Source organism: Achromobacter sp. DH1f (genome assembly GCF_000633435.1).
Taxonomy (GTDB): Bacteria; Pseudomonadota; Gammaproteobacteria; order Burkholderiales; family Burkholderiaceae_B; genus Achromobacter; species Achromobacter deleyi.
Window position 1 is genome coordinate 80,425 of sequence record NZ_AYMF01000026.1, and the last position, 17,171, is coordinate 97,595.

Annotated in this window: 12 protein-coding genes; 1 reads left to right on the plus strand and 11 read right to left on the minus strand. The window is 67.7% G+C overall.

What is annotated here, in order from left to right:
• Positions 1-92 precede the first annotated feature (92 nt).
• The 9 genes from U858_RS0122400 to U858_RS0122440 all read right to left on the minus strand — a co-directional run bounded on the left by U858_RS0122400 (position 93) and on the right by U858_RS0122440 (position 12,881).
• Positions 93-1,568 carry a M81 family metallopeptidase gene (locus U858_RS0122400; protein ID WP_025139393.1) on the minus strand — a complete coding sequence of 492 codons (1,476 nt, stop codon included), beginning with the start codon at positions 1,566-1,568 and terminating at the stop codon, positions 93-95.
• 76 nt (positions 1,569-1,644) lie between these two features.
• Positions 1,645-3,054: an amidase gene (locus tag U858_RS0122405; protein ID WP_025139394.1), complete on the minus strand. Its 1,410-nt coding sequence runs from the start codon at positions 3,052-3,054 to the stop codon at positions 1,645-1,647.
• 26 nt (positions 3,055-3,080) lie between these two features.
• Complete coding sequence (locus U858_RS0122410) at positions 3,081-4,769, minus strand: ABC transporter ATP-binding protein (RefSeq protein ID WP_025139395.1); 1,689 nt, start codon at positions 4,767-4,769, stop codon at positions 3,081-3,083.
• Positions 4,770-4,774: 5 nt separating this feature from the next.
• The gene (locus U858_RS0122415) at positions 4,775-5,680 is read right to left on the minus strand and encodes an ABC transporter permease (protein WP_025139396.1); all 906 of its coding nucleotides are present in this window, start codon (positions 5,678-5,680) and stop codon (positions 4,775-4,777) included.
• A 9-nt stretch (positions 5,681-5,689) separates the two neighbouring features.
• Complete coding sequence (locus U858_RS0122420; RefSeq protein WP_025139397.1) at positions 5,690-6,631, minus strand: ABC transporter permease; 942 nt, start codon at positions 6,629-6,631, stop codon at positions 5,690-5,692.
• 50 nt (positions 6,632-6,681) lie between these two features.
• Positions 6,682-8,247, minus strand: a complete 1,566-nt coding sequence (locus U858_RS0122425) for an ABC transporter substrate-binding protein (protein ID WP_025139398.1) — start codon at positions 8,245-8,247, stop codon at positions 6,682-6,684.
• 83 nt (positions 8,248-8,330) lie between these two features.
• On the minus strand, positions 8,331-9,836 hold the full coding sequence (locus tag U858_RS0122430) for a M81 family metallopeptidase (RefSeq protein ID WP_025139399.1): 1,506 nt from the start codon (positions 9,834-9,836) through the stop codon (positions 8,331-8,333).
• Positions 9,837-9,911: 75 nt separating this feature from the next.
• On the minus strand, positions 9,912-11,405 hold the full coding sequence (locus U858_RS0122435) for a CoA-acylating methylmalonate-semialdehyde dehydrogenase (protein ID WP_025139400.1): 1,494 nt from the start codon (positions 11,403-11,405) through the stop codon (positions 9,912-9,914).
• Between the two features lie 150 nt (positions 11,406-11,555).
• On the minus strand, positions 11,556-12,881 hold the full coding sequence (locus U858_RS0122440; protein ID WP_025139401.1) for an aspartate aminotransferase family protein: 1,326 nt from the start codon (positions 12,879-12,881) through the stop codon (positions 11,556-11,558).
• A gap of 168 nt (positions 12,882-13,049) precedes the next feature.
• Here U858_RS0122440 and U858_RS0122445 point away from each other — a divergent pair, with 168 nt between their 5' ends.
• A complete protein-coding gene (locus U858_RS0122445) occupies positions 13,050-14,468 on the plus strand; it encodes a PLP-dependent aminotransferase family protein (protein WP_025139402.1) in 1,419 nt (472 codons plus the stop codon).
• 66 nt (positions 14,469-14,534) lie between these two features.
• Here U858_RS0122445 and U858_RS0122450 read toward each other — a convergent pair whose 3' ends face one another.
• On the minus strand, positions 14,535-15,020 hold the full coding sequence (locus U858_RS0122450) for a dihydrofolate reductase (RefSeq protein WP_025139403.1): 486 nt from the start codon (positions 15,018-15,020) through the stop codon (positions 14,535-14,537).
• A gap of 64 nt (positions 15,021-15,084) precedes the next feature.
• Entirely contained in the window at positions 15,085-17,148 is a 2,064-nt protein-coding gene (locus U858_RS0122455) for a bifunctional diguanylate cyclase/phosphodiesterase (RefSeq protein ID WP_025139404.1), read from the minus strand.
• Between the last annotated feature and the right edge of the window lie 23 nt (positions 17,149-17,171).

Consider the following 17,171-nt stretch of genomic DNA (forward strand, 5'->3'; position numbering starts at 1 on the left):
AATCGCGTGCGGAGAGTGCGCCCAGTTACCGAAGATTTCAAAATGAAAGCCGGCGCCCTCGGGCGCCGGCCATATTGTCGACAAAACCGGTTTCAGAGCGGATCGAGCGGGTAGATGGGGCGCCGCACGTGCTTGAATTCCAGCTGGCCGTAGTCGGACGTGGTCACGCCCACCCCGGTGCATTCGATGACCTCGGTGGCCATGTCGGAAAAGCCTGCACGCCAGTGCACCCGGCTTTTCAGCACCACGTAGCGCTTTTGCAGCGGGTCGATGCCGGCCGACAGCAGGCAATTGATGTCGAAGGGCTCCTGGTGGCGCGACACCACCACGATCTCGACCCGGCCCGTATCGATCACCACCGTCAGGCCGGTGTCGTTGCGCACGCCGCGATACATGGGGCCGCGATTCAGGTAGACGCCGTCGAACACCAGCTTGACCCGGCCCGCGACCGTCAGCGGTTCGCTCGGCTGCTTGATGGCGGGCATCGGCACCTTGCCGCCCAGCGCCAGGGTGATCGTGCTGCCCACGCCGGCCGCGGCAGCCTCGCGGGCCGCCTGCGGGTCGCAGATTGCGTAGAAGACGACGTTCTCCAGTTCCTGGCGCAACACTTCGGCCAGCACGGCGGTGGTGTCCATGGTGCCGCCCGAACCGGTGTTGTCGAAGTGGTCCAGCAGCACCACCGGCCCTTGTTCGATGGCCTTGGCACGGGTGATGGTGGGAGCCAGCGGTTCGGGGTGGAAGACCCACTTGGCGCGGTCGTTCCAGGCGCGTTCCAGCAGTTCGTCCCGATATTGTTCGGCCTGGCCCAGGTTGCCGTCCATACAGACCACGGCGCTCAGGCCGGCTTCACGGATGTCCGCGTGCGGAAAGCCCACGAACACCGAGGCGGCCAGCACGCCGCCGGCCTCGAGCTGCTTGCAGCGTTCCTGCAGCGACTTGTTGGGTTCGGCATGGGTGCCCTGGCACATCACGTGCGGCAGCATCGGCTTGCTGGCCCAGGTCATGACCGGCTTGATCTCGCCCTTGAGCGTGCGCACGATGACGTTGGCGGCGCGCACGCCGGCCTCGCGGATATCGACGTGTGGGTAAGTATGAAAGCCGCTGATGACGGTGGCGTGGTCGACGATGTCGGCATAGATGTTGGCGTGCATGTCCAGCGTCACGGCCACGGGCGTCTTGGGGTCGATCTCGCGCAACCGGCGCAAGAGGTCGCCTTCGGCGTCTTCGACGCCCTCGGCCACCATGGCGCCGTGCAGGTCCAGCAGGATGGCGTCGAAGCCGCCGCGCTTGACCTGGTCCAGCACCAGCTTGCACAGCGCTTCGTGGGTGTCGCTGCTGGCCGGCCCGCTGGGCCAGGATTCGGCGGCCACCGGCACCACGATCTCGGCGCCGACGCGCCGCGCCACTTCGATGTAGCCGCCCAGGCCGCTATCGGTGTTTTCGTAGGCGCGGATGGCGCGCTCGCCTTCGAGGATGTCAGGGGCGCCGCGGAAAAACCGCGACAGCGGGGTCGGCACGGGCGAAAAGGTGTTCGTCTCGTGCTTGATCATTGCCAGAAGCCAACGCATGGGGATTCCTGTGGTTGCCAAAGGGGAAAGACCGGAAAGTGACGGGGCCGGCGGAAAGGCCGGCCCACGGAAGGAATCAGGCCGCGCCGGGCGGCTGGGGCCACGGGTGCTGCGCCGGGCGCATGCGCTCCCAGGCGTGCGCCACGCGCAGCACGCCCAGGTCGTCAAAGCGCGCGCCCGCGATCTGCAGGCCGATGGGCAAGCCGGCGCGGGTGTAGCCGCAATTGACCGATGCGGCCGGTTGCTCGCTCATGTTGTAGGGCAGGGTGTAGCCGATGTGGTGCATGGTGGTGGCCACGTCGTTGGTGGGCGCGGCCCACTCGGCGTTGTAGGCCACCACGGGCGCCACGGGCGACAGCACGTAGTCGTAGGGGGCGCATGCGGCCACGGTCTTGGCGCGCACGTTCAGGGTGTCGTAGTAGCTGCGGAACACGGCTTCGCCGGATTGGCCGCCGCCGCTTTCGGCCCAGGTGCGGATGAACGGCAGGATCTTGGCGCGGCGGGCTTCGGGCAGCGCGCCCAGGTCGATGGCCGAGCGGGTGCGCCAGAAGCGGTCGACGCCGTCCAGCATGTCGGGCGTCATCCAGGGATTCATGGGCGTGACGATGGCGCCGGCGGCCTCGAACAGGCGGGCAGCCGCCTCGACGGCCTGGCGGATTTCCGGGTCCAGCGGCAGGCCGCAGCCGGCGTCCAGCAACAGGCCGATGCGCAGCCCGCGTACATCCTGGGTCAGGTTGAGCCAATCGAAATCCTGGAACGGCAGGCTCATGTGGTCGCGCACGTCGGGCTGCGACAGCACGCCCATCATCAGCGCGGCGTCGGTGATGGTGCGGGTCATGGGGCCGGCGCAGCGGCCCATGAACGGCGGGTCGATGGGAATGCGGCCCAGGCTGGGCTTGAGCGTGGCGATGCCGCACCAGGCGGCCGGCAGGCGCACCGAGCCGCCGATGTCCGTGCCGATGTGCAGCGGACCATAGCCGGCGGCGGCCGCCGCGCCCGCCCCGGCGCTGGAGCCGCCGGGGTTCTTGGTGACGTCCCAGGGGTTGCGCGTCAGTTCGTGAAAGCTCGACAGGCCCGAAGACAGCATGCCGTAGTCGGGCATGGTGGTCTTGCCCAGCACGACAGCACCGGCCTCGCGCATGCGGGCTGCGGGCGGGGCGTCCGCCGTCGCGGGAGTCAGGTCCGTGGCGGCGGTGCCCAGCGGCACCGGCACGCCGCGGGTGGCGATGTTTTCCTTGATGGTGGCGGGCACGCCGTCCAGCGTGTAGCCGCCGCAGACCTGAGGCTCGCCCTTCATCCAGCGCGCTTCCGAGGCGCGTGCCTGGGTCAACGCCTGTTCCGGGTCCAGTGCGTAGGTAGCGCGGATGTGCGGTTCCCAGCGCTCGATATGGTCAAGCACCGAACGCGTCGCCTCGACGGGCGACAGCGTCTTGTTGCGGTAGGCCGAGAGCAGTTCCTGGGCCGAGAGTTCGTGCGGTTGCGGCATGGCGGATTCCAGTGGATGAGAGCGCGTCAGGCGGTGGCGGCGGGCGTCTGGCCGGCCGCGACGGGCCGGAAATTGCGGAAGTCCCAGTCGCGCCCGGGCGCCGCGTCGATCAGGGCGCGGGTGTATTCGTGGCGGGGGTCGGTCAGCACGGTTTCGGCGGTGCCGGTCTCGACGACCTTGCCGCGCTGCATGACCATGATGGTGTCGCAGATCTGCGCGGCCACGCGCAGGTCGTGCGTGATGAACAGCACACCCACGCCGGTGCGCTGCCGCACCTGTTCGAGCAGCTCCAGCACCTGCGCCTGCACGGACACGTCCAGCGCGGACACGGCTTCGTCGGCCACCAGGATTTCCGGGTCCATCACCAGCGCGCGCGCGATGCAGATGCGCTGGCGCTGGCCGCCCGAGAACTGGTGCGGATAGCGCCGCATCGCGTCGGGGCTCAGACCGACCACGGTCAGCGTTTCGCCCGCGCGCTTGAGGGCCTCTTCGCGCGGCATGCCGAAATTGAGCAGGCCTTCGATGATGGATTCGCCCACGGTGCGGCGCGGGTTCAGCGACCGATACGGGTCCTGGAACACGATCTGGATGCGGCGGCGCACCGGGCGCAGCGCCGCGCCGGACAAGGTGCTGAGGTCTTCGCCGCCCATCATCATGTGGCCGGCGGTGGGTTCGATCAGGCGCACGATGCAGCGCGCCACCGTGGACTTGCCCGAGCCGGATTCGCCCACGATGCCCAGGATCTCGCCCTTGCGCAGGGTCAGGTTGACGTCCGTGGCGGCGATGACGTTCTGCGGCGCGCGGCGCGACAGCAGCGCGCGCTTGCCGCCGTAGGTGCGGCCCAGTCCCTTGACGTGCAGCACCGGCTGGCCGGCGGGCGCGTCGCGCCGTGACGGCACCAGGCTGGGCACGGACGACACCAGGCGCCGCGTGTACGACTGCTTGGGTTCGGCCAGGATCTCGTGGCGCGTGCCGCTTTCGATCAGGTCGCCGCGGTTCATCACCACGATGCGATCGGCAATTTCGGCCACCACGCCGAAGTCGTGCGTGATGAACAGCACGGCGGTCTTGTGCTTGATCTGCAGTTCCTTGATGAGCAGCAGGATCTGCTTTTGCGTGGTCACGTCCAGCGCCGTGGTGGGTTCGTCGGCGATCAGCAGCTTGGGCTCGAGGATCAGCGCCATGGCGATCACGATGCGCTGGCGCTGGCCGCCCGACAGCTGGTGCGGGTAGGCGTCGAAAATGCGTTCGACATCGGGCAGGTGCACCGAACGGAACATCTCCAGCACCTTGGCGCGGCGTTCGGCGGCCGACATGCGACGGTGCAGGCGCAGCACTTCGTCGACCTGCTTGCCCACCGTGTGCACAGGGTTCAGCGCGGTCATGGGTTCCTGGAACACCATGGCCATGCGGGTGGCGCGCAGCTCGCGCAGACGGCGCGGCGTAGCGGTGGCGACGTCTTCGCCTTCGACGCGGATGGAACCCGCGCTGATGCGCAGCACGCCGGGGGGCAACAGGCCCATGACGGCCAGCGAGGTCACTGATTTGCCCGAGCCGGATTCGCCGACCACGCAGACGGTTTCGCCGGCATGCACGTCCAGGCTCAGGTTGCGCACGACGCGGTTGCCGGCGCCGGCGACTTCCACCGACAGGTTGCGGATGGCCAGGACGGCGGACGAGGTATCGCCCGCGGGGGGAGTGGGGGAGTAGGTCATCGGCATCAGATCCTGCGCACCATTTTCGGGTCCAGCGCATCGCGCAGCGCGTCGCCCAGGATGTTCACGCTGAGCACGGTCAGCGACAGGAACAGGCCCGGGAACAGGATCAGGCCCGGCAGCATGCGGAAGTACATGCGGCCTTCGGACATGATGTTGCCCCAGGAGGCGATCTCGGGCGGAATGCCCGCGCCCAGGAAGCTCAGGATGGCTTCGGTCAGCATGGCCGAGGCGAACACGTAGGTGCCCTGCACGGTCAGGGGCGCCACCGTGCTGGGCACCATGTGGCGCCACAGCAGCAGCGGCAACGGCGTGCCCAGGGCCAGCGCGGCCTCGACATAGGGCTCGCCGCGCACGGTCAGGATCTGGCCGCGCACCAGCCGCACCACCCGCGGGATTTCCGGGATGGTGATGGCGATCAGCACGGTCATCAGGCTGGCGCCGGTGGCCGATACCAGGGCGATCGCCAGCAGAATGCCGGGAATCGCCATGATGGCGTCCATGGTGCGCATGATGAAGCCGTCCAGCGACCGGAACCAGCCCGCGATCACGCCGATCACCAGGCCGATGGCCACGCTGACGACGGCGGCGCCCAGGCCCGCGATGAGCGAGATGCGGGCGCCGTAGGCCACGCGCGACCAGACGTCGCGGCCGAATGCATCAGTGCCGAAAAGATAGTCGGTGAACGGCTGCTTCAGGCGTGCGCCCGGGTTGATCTGGGTCGGGTCCACGGTGCCCAGCAGCGGGGCGAACAGAGCGATGGCGACGATCAGCGCCAGCACCACCAGGGCCAGCATGACCGGCCAGCTGCGCAGCCCCTGGCGGATCTGGCGCCAGGCGGTGACGTGGGGATTGCCGCCTCCGGGGAGGTCGGCGGCCGCTTGCGCGGCGGCGTCGGTTGGCGTTTGCATGGCGTGGCCTCAGTATCGGATACGGGGGTCGAACACCGTGTAGGCGCAATCGACAACCAGATTGATGAACACGTAGACGAACGCGAAGAACAGCGTCAGCCCCTGGATCACGGGGTAGTCGCGCGCCAGCACGGCTTCGACCACCAGCCGGCCCAGGCCGGGAATGTTGAAGACCGACTCGGTCACGACCACGCCGCTGATCAAGAGCGCGATGCCCAGGCCCACCACCGTGGCGATGGGCACGGCCGCATTGCGCAGCGCATGGCCCAGCAGCACGCCGGTTTCGGTCAGCCCCTTGGAGCGCGCGGTGCGAATGAAGTCTTCGCCCATGACTTCGATGACGCTGGTGCGCGTGATGCGCGCGATCAGCGCGATGTACACGGTGGACAGCGCCAGCGACGGCAGGATCAGCCGGTGCAGGAACGGCCAGAAGCCGTTGGCCAGCGGCGCGTAGCCCTGCACGTTGAACCAGCCCAGCTTGATGGCGAAGGTCCAGATCAGCAGGTAGCCGGTGACGAACACCGGCACCGAGAAGCCCAGCACCGAAAAGCCCATCACCGCGCGGTCCAGCAGCCGGCCCTGGCGCCAGGCCGCCAGCACGCCCAGCGGAATCGCCACGATCAGGGTGAAGATCAGTGTCAGTACTGCCAGGCTGAGCGACGGTTCGAGCCGTTGGCTGATGAGCTTGGTGACCGGCACGCCGGACATCAGCGAGGTACCCAGGTCGCCCTGTAACAGCCGGCCGCCCCAGATGAAGAATTGTTGGACCACCGGTTTGTCCAGGCCCATCGTCTGACGTATCTGTTCGACACGTTCAGGCGTGGCGCCGTCGCCGGCCATGATGATGGCCGGATCGCCCGAGCCCGCACGCAATATCGCAAAGACCACCACCGCGACCATCACCAGTACGGGGATGGTCGCGAGGAGCCGGCGTGAAACGAATGCCAGCATGTAATTCCCCCAGAATCCGGGCCTGCCCGAAGGCAGGCCCTAATCGCTCCTCAAGGAGCTTTTTTCACATTCCAGAACGCGAACACCGGTGCATGCACCAGGCCGGACAGCTTGACCGAGTACACGGTGGGCACGGACATCTGGCCCAGCGGCACGTACAGGCCTTCGTCGATGCCGATGCGCTGCAGCTCGTCGGCGATCTTCTTCTGCTCGGCCGGGTCGGAAGTCAGCGCGAACTTGGTGCGCAGTTCCTCGACCTGGGGAAAGTCGGGCCAGCCGAACCAGGCGTTGTCGCCGTTGGCCGCGGCGGGGGCCGAGCGCACCGGGTCCATCACGTCGGTGGCGTACCAGTTGGTGTTGTGGATGTTCCAGCCGCCTTCGGCCGGCGCGGCCTTCGAGGCGCGGCGGGTGGCCACGCTCTGCCAGTCCATCGCCGCCAGGTTGACGTTGAAGCCGGCCTTGCGCAGGGCCTGGGCCATCACCACCGGCTGGGCCGACAGCGTGCCCACGTCGGTGGCGTGCATCACCAGGATGGGGGTGTTGTCGTAACCGGCTTCCTTCAGCAGGGCCTTGGCCTTCTCGATGTTCGAGGGCACCACGACGTCCTTGCCGATGTCGGATTCCAGCGGCGTGCCGCAGCCCCACAGCGATGCGCAGGTCTTCCAGTACTTGGGATTGCCCACCAGCGCCTTCATCACGTCTTCCTGGCCGATGGCGTACATGGCGGCCTGGCGGATCTTCTTGTTGTTGAAGGGCGGGTACTTGAAGTTGAAGCGGTACATCGTGAAGTAGCCGACCGGGCTGAGCGATTCTTCCTTCAGGTCCTTGTTGCCTTCGATCATCGGCAACAGGTCATACGGGAATTGCTCGACGAAGTCGATTTCGCCGCCCAGGAGCGCATTGGCGGTGGTCAGGGCGTCGGGCATGACGTCCCATTCGACCTTGTCCACGTTCACGACCTTGCCGCCGGCCAGGCCGCTGGCGGGTTCCTTGCGCGGCACGTAGTCGGTGTTCTTGGCGTAGACGGTCTTCACGCCCGGCTTGAACTCGATGACCTTGAACGGGCCCGAGCCGGTCATGTCGGTGATGGGCTGGCCGATGGCGAGGTCGGCGATGCGCTTGGGCATCATGAACGGCGCCGTGCCGGTGGGCTTGGACAGGGCGCGCAGCGCCAGGTCCGTGGGTTCTTTCATGACGATACGGAAGCTGTTGTCGTCGATGACTTCGATCTTGTCCGTGAACTTGAGCAGGGTGCGGCCCATGCCATCGCCCGCGGCCCAGCGCTTGATGGACGCCACGCAGTCTTCGGCCGTCACCGGCTTGCCGTCATGCCATTTCTGGCCCGGGCGCAGCGTCATGGTGTAGGTCTTGCCGTCGGCCGAGACATCCCACTTTTCCAGCATCTGCGGCTGGATCTTGTTGTCGGCGTCGGTGGCCAGCAACGTGTCGTAGATCATGTAGCCGTGCCACGTCGTGATGTACGCGGTGGTGGCGTGCGGGTCGGTCAGGCGCAAAGGCGAGTGCATCACCGACTTGATGACGGTCTCGGCGTAGGCGCCGTGAGCCATCAGCAGGGTGGCGCTGGCCAATGCGGCCGCGCGGACAAACTTGAGCATGAAAATCCCCTTGATGCGTAGTGAGCGGCGCTGTCGGCCGCTACGTCGTTAACGCGCCGCGCCAGGGGCGCGGCGTGCGAGGGTCAGGCTGTAGCGGGTCCGGCGAAGACCGGGCCGCAAGGCGCCATTCTGATGCCCGGACGCAACCGTGTCCATGGTTGTTTAGCCGCATCCATCAGCATCGAGCCCGGTGCCGCGCACACCAGAATCGTGTGCGCAATGGGCGTGAAATCGGCGCGGAAATGCGCCGAGCTTTTCACCGCCAGGATCGCCGCGCGGCGCGGGTCCACCCCGGCGAAGCGAAACATCTCCTGATCGGCCATCTGCACCTTGCTGGACGCCACCACGATACGCACGCCGCCGATCCGCAGGCAGGCGCTGGGGCCCAGATCCATGTGGAAACCGCGGTAGAACGCGCCGTGCGTATCGAAGCGCCCATTCGAAGTTTTCTCTACGATGAACTCGGCGTCCAGGGGTTCGTCATCAGGAATACCCGAATGTCCACCCAATGAAATTCGAACCGTCTTGCCGACGCCGGCACGATGCGCGGCCAGGGCGGCCTCGGGGTCGACGATCAGGCCGATGGCGGCATCGCGCACGTTGTGGCGGATCAGCGCGCGCAGCAGGCCGGTGGTGTCGGAACTGCCTCCAGCGCCGGGGTTGTCCTGCGCATCGGCGATGACGACCGGCGCGCTGGCGTCCTGCGCCAGCCGCAAGGCCGTGGTGACGGCGTCGTCCGGGGTGTAGAGGGTGCCGCCGAAATCGCGCTCGGCATCGAGCACCGCGCGGGTCAGCGCATCGGCGGCCGCGTCGGCCTCGTCTTGCGTCGCGCCGTAGGCCCAGACCGCGGGCAGGCAGTCGGGAAAATCGGCCGCCGGAAAGCCGGTGGCAAACGACACGCTCTGCGCGCCACGCGTTTCGAGCTCGCCCACCAACTGGTACAGGCTGCGGGACGGCTCGATGTCGGTGGACTGCCAGCACAGTGGAATCAGATAGGGCAGTTGCCGCAGCGTCACGCGGCTGCGCGGCGCGCCGGCCAGGCGCTGCGCCAGCAAGGCGGCGGCGCGTTGGCCCGTTTCGGCCATGTCGATGTGCGGATAGGTGCGATAGCAGACCAGCGCGTCTGCATGTTGCACCATGGCTCGCGTGACGTTGGCGTGCAGGTCCAGGCTGGCCACCACCGGCACGTCGGGTCCCACCAGCGCGCGCACGCGCTTGAGCAGTTCGCCCTCGCCATCGTCCAGATGCTCGGTGACCATCGCGCCGTGCAGGTCCAGGTAGACGCCGTCCAGCGGCATGGCCTGCGACAAGCCCTGCAGGATCAGCGCGCTGATGCGTTCGAATGCGTCTTCGGTGACCAGGCCGGAAGGGCTGGCTGCGGCCCAGGTGGCGGGCAGCAGCGTGTGGCTGCCCATGGCCTCGATGAAGCCGGCCACTGGAATGTTGGCGCCAGCCACCGCCTGGAACATCGCCGGGCCGCTGACCAGCTTGGGCCAGCCGCCGCCCTTGTCGGCAAAGTCTTCCCACGTTGCGCGCGACGGCGCGAACGTATTGGTTTCATGCTGAAAGCCGCCTATCCCGATGCGCATCAGGATTCCCCTTGTTGTGTCTTTCGGCAAGCCCCGGCCGCCGCGGCCGGGGCGGTATGGACGCGCGTGGCGCGCTTACTTCGCCACGGGCATGGTGAATTCCGCACCCTTGGCGATGCTGTCCGGCCAGCGCTGCATCACGCTCTTGTAGCGCGAATAGAAGCGGATGCCTTCTTCGCCGTAGGCGTGGTGGTCGCCGAACAGCGACCGCTTCCAGCCGCCGAACGAATGCCAGGCCATGGGCACCGGGATCGGCACGTTGATGCCGACCATGCCGACCTTGATCTGGCGCGCAAATGCGCGTGCCACGCCGCCGTCGGACGTGAAGCAGGCCACGCCGTTGCCGAATTCATGGGCATTGATGAGTTCCACCGCCGACGCGAAATCAGGCACGCGCACGATGCACAGCACCGGTCCGAAGATTTCTTCGCGGTAGATGTTCATGGCCGGCTTGACGTTGTCGAACAGCGTGCCGCCCAGGAAGAAGCCCTTTTCGTTGCCCGGCACCGTCAGGCCGCGGCCGTCGACCAGCATGTCGGCGCCGGCGGCAACGCCGTCCTCGATGTAGCCGATGACCTTGTTGCGGTGCTGGGCGGTGACCAGCGGGCCCATTTCGGCGTCGCCGTTCATGCCGTCCTTGACCACCAGGGCCTTGACGCGCGGGATCAGGCGCTCGACCACCTTGTCGGCGACGTCACCCACCGCCACGGCCACCGAGATGGCCATGCAGCGTTCGCCGGCCGAGCCGTAGGCCGCGCCCATCAGGGCGTCGGTGACCTGGTCCAGGTCGGCATCGGGCATCACGACCAGATGGTTCTTGGCGCCGCCCAGGGCCTGCACGCGCTTGCCGCGGCGGGTGCCTTCGGCGTAGATGTATTCGGCGATGGGGGTCGAGCCGACGAAGGACAGGGCCTCGACGTCAGGGTGCGAGATCAGTGCGTCCACGGCCTGCTTGTCGCCATGCACCACGTTGAAGACGCCGGGGGGCAGGCCGGCTTCGGTCAGCAGTTCGGCCAGGCGCAGCGACGCCGACGGGTCGCGTTCGGACGGCTTGAGCACGAAGGTGTTGCCGCAGGCGATGGCCACCGGGAACATCCAGCACGGCACCATCATGGGGAAGTTGAACGGGGTGATGCCGGCCACCACGCCCAAGGCCTGGCGCATGCTCCAGTTGTCGATGCCGCCGCCGATCTGGTCGGAATACTGGCCCTTGAGCAGCTGCGGAATGCCGCAGGCGAATTCCACGATCTCGATGCCGCGCATGACTTCGCCCTTGGCGTCCGAGAACACCTTGCCGTGTTCGCGGGTGATCAGCTCGGCCAGCTCGTCCTGGTGCTTGTCCAGCAGCGCCTTGAAGTTGAACAGCACGCGCGAACGCTTGAGCGCGGGCGTCTCGGACCAGGCCGGGAAGGCGGCCTTGGCCGAGGCCACGGCCAGCGCCACTTCGTCAGTGGACGCCAGCGGAACCGAGGTGGTCACTTCGCCGGTGGCCGGATTGAAACCGTCGGCGTAGCGGTTGCTGCGGCCGTCGTAGTGCTGGCCGTTGATGTAGTGGGGAATCTTCTTCATGGGAAAGGCTCGGAACGGGTTCTTTGAAAATGCCGGAGGGCGGCCCAGGGCCGCCCGCGAGTGGGTGTCAGTGCGCGCGGGGCAGGCCCGCGCGCGGGTGGGGGCAAAGGCCCCGTCGGCGCCGCGTGGGCGCAGCGGCGGGGCGCCCTGTCATGCAACTTCCTTGAGCACCTTGCCGATCTGCTCGAACAGCTGCCCGATCTGGGCTTCTTCGATGATCAGCGGGGGTGAGACGGCGATGATGTCACCGGTGTAGCGCACCATCAGGCCGCTGTCGAAGCATTTCTGGAACACTTCGGCGGCACGGGCGCCGGGGGCGCCGGCGCGCGGCGCCAGTTCGATGCCGGACACCAGGCCCAGGTTGCGTACGTCGATGACGTGCGGTGCGCCCTTCAGGCTGTGGGCCGCCTGTTCGAACGCGCCCGACAGCTTGCGGGCACGGCTGAACAGGTCTTCGCGGCGGTAGATATCCAGCGTCGCCAGGATGGCGGCGGCGGCCAGCGGGTGGGCCGAATAGGTATAGCCGTGGAAGAACTCGATGCCGCCGGCCGGGCCGTTGACGATGGCATCGTGCACTTCGCGGCGCACGGCGACGGCGCCCGCGGGCACGGCGGCGTTGCTCACGCCCTTGGCCATGGCGATCAGGTCGGGCGTGACGCCGAAGAATTCGGACGCGGTGGCGGCGCCCAGGCGGCCGTAGGCGGTGATGACTTCGTCAAAAATCAGCAGGATGCCGTGCTTGGACGTAATTTCGCGCAGCTTTTCCAGGTAGCCCTTGGGCGGGATCAGCACGCCGGTGGAGCCGGCCATGGGCTCGACGATCACGGCGGCGATGGTGGACGCGTCGTGCAGCGCGATGATGCGTTCGAGTTCGTCGGCCAGATGGGCGCCCCAGGCGGGCTGGCCCTTGGAATAGGCGTTCTGCTCCAGGTTGTGGGTGTGGGGCAGGTGGTCCACGGCGGGCAGCAGCGCGCCGGAGAAGGTCTTGCGGTTGGTCGAGATACCGCCGACCGAGATGCCGCCAAAGCCCACGCCGTGGTAGCCGCGTTCGCGGCCGATCAGGCGGGTACGCTGGCCTTCACCGCGGGCGCGGTGATAGGCCAGGGCGATCTTCAGAGAGGTGTCGACGGACTCGGACCCCGAGTTGGTGAAGAAGACGCGGTCCAGGCCCTGCGGCATGAAGCTGGCCACGGCGGTGGCGGCTTCGAAGGCCAGCGGGTGGCCCAGCTGGAAGCCCGGGGCGTAGTCCATGATGCCGGCCTGGCGGGAAATCGCATCGACGATTTCCTGGCGGCCGTGGCCGGCGTTCACGCACCACAGGCCGGCCGTGCCGTCCAGGATCTGGCGACCGTCGGCCGACGTGTAGTACATGCCTTTCGCTGCCGCCAGCATGCGGGGATGCGCCTTGAACTGTTTGTTGGCAGTGAAGGGCATCCAGAGATGGGACAGGTCAGGCAACTCGGCGGGGGCGTTCATGGCGGCTCCAGGGGGTGACAGGCCCGGCATTGCTTGCGTCGCGTGCAGGCAGCCGGCGGATGCGAATGATTCTGGTGCGTCCCGCGCGGATTGAAAATATACAATCCGCGCAAAGCGGGCTAACTGTATAGTTGCAAGCATGACAACTGTACAGTTAGCTTTCCTGCCGTGATCGATTTCCAGCCCGTGCGCGCCCGCGGCCAGGCCCCCACGCTGGTGGACCAGCTGGTGGCGGCCATTCTGCAAGCCATCGAGGCCCAACTGCTGCGTCCGGGTATGTCCCTACCCTCGGTGCGCGAGTTCGCGCGCCAGCACGCCGTCAGCACCTTCACGGTCGCCAGCGCCTACAGCCGCCTGGTGTCGCTGGGCTGGCTGGCCGCAAGGCCGGGCGCCGGCTATCGGGTGGCCCAGCCGGATGCCCCGGCGCGTCGGGGCGAGCCGCAATCCTGGGAGCCGCCCCGCTTGAATGCGAGCTGGTTGCTGTCGGACATCTTCGCGGACCACTCCATCCCCATCAAATCGGGTTGCGGCTGGCTGCCTGGCGAATGGCTGAATGAAGAGGGGCTGCACGTGGCGCTGCGCCACATGGGCCGGGTGCCGGCCATGCGCATCGCCCACTACGGCCATCCGTACGGCTACGCGCCGCTGCGCGAAACCATCGCCGCCACGCTCAGCGCGCAGGGCATGGAGGTCGAGGTCTCCCAGGTGCTCTTGACCCAGGGCGTGACCCACGGGTTGGACATGGTGATCCGCACCCTGCTGCGGCCCGGCGACACCGTACTGGTCGAGCAGCCGGCCTACGCCAATCTCTTGCAGATGCTGCGCCTGGCCGGCCTGCGGGTGGTGCCGGTGGCGCGCACCCTGGACGGCCTGGATTGCGACGCGCTGGAGCGCGCGGCCTCGCAACACCGGCCGCGGGCGCTGTTCGTCAACACCGCGCTGCAGAATCCGTCCGGGGCCAGCATCAGCATGGCCAACGCCTTTCGCATCCTGCAACTGGCCGAGCGCCATGGACTCTGGGTGGTGGAAGACGACATCTCGCGGGAACTCGCGCCGGGCGTCACGCCCATGCTGGCGGCGCTGGATGGCGGGCGCCGGGTGGTCTACCTGGGCGGCTATTCCAAGGTCATCAGCCCGTCGGTGCGGGTGGGTTACGTGGTGGCGCATCGCGACCTGACCCGCGATATCGCCCGCACCAAGATGGCGGTCGGCCTGACGTCGCCCGAAATCATGGAGCGCATCGTCCATCAGGTCATCCGCGAAGGCCGCTACCGGGCGCACATCGAGCGCACCCGCGAACGCCTGGCCCAGGCCCATGCCAACGTAGCGGGCCAGATGGCGCAGCATGGCTTCGAGGTCTATGCGCGGCCCCAGGCCGGCCTGTTCCTGTGGGCGAAGGTGGCCGGCCAGTGGCGCGAACGCGGTGCCAACGGCCTGGCCGAGCTGGCCCTGAAAGACGGCATCTGGCTCGCGCCGGGTTCCTATTTCGAGGCCGACGAGGCCGATACGCCCTGGGTGCGCTTCAACGTGGCGTATTCCGAGGCGTCGGCGCTGTGGCGCTTCATGCGCAATGCGGGCGCGGCCTAGGGCCGTGCGGGGTCAGCCGCTCGGTTCAGGCACGCAGGTCAGGCACGCACAGGCCAGGCATGCATTTCAGCCGCGCTCGTACGTGACGAAGTCGTAGTCGTAGCCATTCTCGGCGGGTTGCGCGTCGCGCGCCGTTTCCTTCCACTGGAAGCCCGGCAGCAGCGGAAAGAAGGCGTCGCCCTCGACCTCGGCATGGACTTCGGTGGCCAGGATGCGGCGGGCCAGCGGCAGCGCCTGCGTGTAGATCTGCGCACCGCCGATCACGAAGGCCTCGGCGCTGTCGCCGCAGGCGGCGATGGCCGCTTCCAGCGACGGCACGAGCGTGGCGCCGGCGGCGCTGAAGTCCGGATTGCGGCTGACCACGATATTGGTGCGCCCGGGCAGGGGGCGGCCCAGCGATTCCCAGGTCTTGCGCCCCATGATGATGGGGTGTCCCAGCGTGCTGCGCTTGAAATGCGCCAGGTCGCCCGGCAATTTCCAGGGCAGGGCGTTGTCGCGCCCGATGGCGCGGTTGGTGGAATAGGCGACGATCAGGGTAAGGCTGGCGGACATGCGGTCGGGAGGCTTGGGGAAGTCGGCCGGCAGGGCCGGCGGGAAGGCCCCAAGCGTAGCAAATTCAGCCCGCCGCGTGTTCCAGGAATTCGCTGGCCGGCATCGGCTTGCCCAGCAAGAAGCCCTGCAGCGAGTCGCAGCCCAGCCCGGTCAGGAATTTCTGCTGCGCCGCCGTTTCCACGCCCTCGGCCACGATGCGCAGGTTCAGCTGCTGGGCCAGCGCGACGATGGCCGAGACAATGGCGGCATCCTCGTTGTCGTTTTCCAGCTGGTTGACGAAGCCGCGGTCGATCTTCAATTCGGTGGCCGGCAGCCGCTTCAGGTAGAGCAGGCTGGAATAACCGGTGCCGAAGTCGTCGATGGAGATGGTCACGCCCAACCCCGACAGCCGCTTAAGCACGGTCAGGCTGGCCTCGGCGTCGCGCATGGCGGTGGATTCGGTCACTTCCAGCGTCAGGCAGGACGGCGGCACGTCGTGCCGGGCCAGCGCGCTGCGCACCGTCTCGACCAGCCCGGCGTGGGCGAACTGCAGCGCCGAGATGTTCACGGCGATGGTCCAGTGGCCCTGGCCCGCGTTGATCCACTCGCGCATCTGGCGGCAGGCTTCGTTGATGACCCATTCGCCGATCGACAGGATCAGCCCGGTCTTTTCCGCCGTGGGGATGAACTGGTCCGGGCCCACCAGGCCGCGGGTGGGGTGGTTCCAGCGCAGCAGCGCCTCGGCGCCCATGATGGGGCCGGCCGGCGCTTCGTACTTGGGCTGGTAGTGCAGCACGAATTGGTCGCGCTCCTGCGCCAGACGCAGGTCGTGCAGCAGCTCGATCTGCTCGTGCGCGTCGGCGTTCATGGACGGCTCGAAGAAGCTGTAGCCGGTGCCGCCCAGGCGCTTGGCGTGGTACATCGCGGCGTCCGCGTTGGTCAGCAGCGCGTGCGTGTCCTCGCCGTCATTCGGGTAGATGGCGATGCCCACGCTGGACGTCACCAGCACTTCGTGGCCGTACACCATGACCGGGCGCGCGATGGCCTCGATCAGGCGGTCCGCCACGTTGGCGGCGTCGGTGGGTTCCACCACCTCGCTCAGCACGATGAATTCATCGCCGCCCAGGCGCGCCACGGTGTCCTGCGTGCGCAGGGTCTGGCGAATGCGCTGGGCCAGGTCGATCAGCAGGGCGTCGCCGGTATGGTGGCCGTAGGCGTCGTTGACCGCCTTGAAGCCGTCCAGGTCGAAGAACAGCACGGCGAAATAGCCCTTGCGGCGGCTCGCGCTTTCAATGGCCTGTTCCAGCCGGTCTTCGAGCAGGATACGGTTGGGCAGCTTGGTCAGGGTGTCGTGCAACGCCAGCTGCACCAGTTCTTCGTTGGCCTCGGCCAGCGACGAGGCCAGGGCGGACGTGCGTGCTTCCAGGCGGTTGTCCAGCACGGCGACCACCAGGGCGATGGCCAGCACGCTCAGGGTCACGGCAGTCACGGCAATGGCCAGCCAACCCGCCGAAATGCCGCTGTTGGCGGCCATGCAGATGCTGCCTTCCGGGAAGCCGGCCGCTTCCATGCCGGTGTAATGCATGCCGACAATGGCCATGCCCATGACCACGGCCGCCAGCGGCCGCGACAGCGCCACCCGCGGGCCGTCCTGGCGCAGGCGGTAGGTGATCCAGAGCGCGGCGCCCGAGGCCGCCACGGCGATGCCGATGGACAGCGCGAACCAGGCCGGGTTGTAGGAGATGCCGGGCATCATCTGCATCGCAGCCATGCCGATATAGTGCATCGCCGCGATGCCTGCGCCCATCAGCAGCGCGCCCGCGATCAGCCTCGGCCAGGGCAGCTCGTCCTTGCAGACGATCCACAGCGCGAAGGCCGAGCAGCCGATCGCGATCACCAGCGACAGCAGGGTCAGCGGCAGGTCGTAGCCCATGGGAATCGGCAGGCTGAACGCCAGCATGCCGACGAAATGCATGGCCCAGATGCCGATGCCCATGGCCAATGCGCCGCCGGCCAACCAGTAACGCGCCGCTGGCAGCCCGTTCGCGGCCCGCACGCGGTTGGCCATGCCCAGCGCCGTATACGACGCCAGAATGGCGACCCCTAGGGATACGAGGACGAGCGAAGGGTTATATGTTCCAACGAGCATTTTTGGGGTCCTGTCCTGAGCGC